The sequence below is a fragment of the Mycobacterium sp. E3339 genome (assembly GCF_001666915.1).
Taxonomy (GTDB): Bacteria; Actinomycetota; Actinomycetes; order Mycobacteriales; family Mycobacteriaceae; genus Mycobacterium.
Genome location: NZ_LZIZ01000051.1, coordinates 1 through 2,104, shown reverse-complemented (window position 1 = coordinate 2,104; position 2,104 = coordinate 1). Strand labels below are relative to the sequence as shown.

At 70.7% G+C, this 2,104-nt stretch carries 1 protein-coding gene and 1 pseudogene; one reads left to right on the top strand and one right to left on the bottom strand.

The window, feature by feature from the left end; translation table 11 throughout:
* Positions 1-71: 71 nt before the first annotated feature.
* Positions 72-659: pseudogene (gene ftsY, locus A5702_RS04195) on the top strand (signal recognition particle-docking protein FtsY); the annotation flags it as partial.
* Between the two features lie 429 nt (positions 660-1,088).
* Here the strand turns inward: ftsY and A5702_RS04190 are convergent.
* Positions 1,089-2,104, bottom strand: a 1,016-nt coding sequence (locus tag A5702_RS04190; protein WP_156669482.1) for an AAA family ATPase, incomplete at its 5' end; no start/stop codon positions are given.

Here is a 2,104-nt window from a genome sequence, read left to right as displayed (position 1 = left end):
ACGAAGGCGCCCGGCTCGAACGGCGCGAGGTCGTCGGGACCCTCCCCGAGCCCGACCAGCTTCACCGGCACCCCGAGATGGACCGTTCGATCCGCGCGCTGCCGCACGCCGACCACCCGTCGGTGCTGCTGGTCGTCGGCGTGAACGGCACCGGAAAGACCACCACCGTCGGCAAGTTGGCGCGCGTGCTGGTGGCCGACGGCCGACGCGTCGTGCTCGGCGCCGCCGACACCTTCCGCGCTGCCGCGGCCGACCAGCTGCAGACCTGGGCCTCCCGGGTCGGCGCCGAGGTGGTGCGCGGGCCCGAGGGCGCCGACCCCGCGTCGGTGGCCTTCGACGCCGTCGACAAGGGCATCGCCGCGGGCGCCGACGTCGTGCTCATCGACACCGCCGGGCGGCTGCACACCAAGGTCGGGCTGATGGACGAGCTCGACAAGGTTAAACGCGTGGTAACACGGCGCGCCGCGGTCGACGAGGTGCTGCTGGTGCTCGACGCCACCATCGGGCAGAACGGGCTGGCCCAGGCGCGGGTGTTCGCCGAGGTGGTCGAGATCACCGGCGCCGTGCTGACCAAGCTGGACGGTACGGCCAAGGGCGGCATCGTATTCCGCGTCCAGCAGGAGCTCGGGGTGCCGGTGAAGCTGGTCGGGCTCGGGGAGTTCGACCTCCGAGATGGTGCGCCGCGGCGCGTCGCGGGGAATGGTGGCGTCGTCGCCCACGGCGGGCAGGCCCGTGGTGTCGAGCCGGTCGGCCCCCAAATCGGTTCTTGCGGTCTGGCTGAACGTGATGCCGGACGACGCGGTGTAGCCTCCCGACCGGTCGATCGCCCCCGGCTCCGGCTTGGCGGTGAAGCTGATCCGCCGGCGGCGGTACCGCACCAGGCCCGCGACCAGCGCGACCACGACGACGAGAACTATCAGGACCGCGATCGCGATCCAAAGACCTTGGGACACGCTGACATTGTTTCAAGCGGCCCGGCGCTCACGGGGCATCGGGTGTGCGTCCTGGGCCTCGGGTGTGCGTCCCGGGCGAATAATTCGCCGGAATCCCGCCGCCCGCGCACGCGGAACGCCGTCAGTACACGCTGATCAGGTTCCGACCAGCTGCTCCACCTGCTGCCCGCGCATCCGCTGCGAGATGACCGCGGTGATGCCGTCGCCCTGCATGGTCACGCCGTACAGCGCGTCGGCGACCTCCATGGTCGGCTTCTGGTGCGTGATGATGATCAGCTGCGAACGCGCCCGCAGCAGCTCGAACAGGCTGATCAGGCGCCGCAGGTTGGTGTCGTCGAGCGCGGCCTCGACCTCGTCCATGATGTAGAACGGCGACGGGCGGGCGCGGAAGATCGCCACCAGCATCGCCACCGCGGTCAGCGCCTTCTCGCCGCCGGACAGCAGCGACAGCCGGGTGATCTTCTTGCCCGGCGGGCGGGCCTCCACCTCGATGCCGGTGGTGAGCATGTCGTCCGGGTCGGTCAGCCGCAGCCGGCCCTCGCCGCCGGGGAACAGCACGGTGAAGACTTCCCGGAACTCGCGCTCCACGTCGACGAAGGCGTCGCTGAACACCTGCAGGATGCGGGCGTCGACGTCGACGAGGACGTCGAGCAGGTCCTTGCGGGCCGCCTTGACGTCCTCGAGCTGGGTGGACAGGAAGTTGTAGCGCTCCTCCAGCGCGGCGAACTCCTCCAGCGCCAGCGGGTTGACCCGGCCCAGCTCGGCAAGCTCGCGCTCGGCGCGTTTGGCCCGGCGCTCCTGGGTGGGCCGGTCATAGGGCATCGGCGCGGGCGCGACCACTTGCTCGCCGCGCTCGCGGGCCTGCTCGAACTCGGCCATCTCCAGCTCGGTGGGCGGCAGCGCCACGTCCGGCCCGTACTCGGCGATCAGGTCCGGCGGTGACATTCCGAACTGTTCGAGCACCATCTGCTCGAGCTGCTCGATGCGCATCGCCGCCTGCGCGTTGGCCACCTCGTCGCGGTGCAGCGAGTCGGTGAGCGTGGCCACCCGGGCGCTCAGCGCGTTCACCTCGTCGCGCACCGCCGCCATCGCGTTGATGGTGTACTTCATCTTCGCGCTGCAATGCATGTCGACCGTCGCGGTGATGCGCC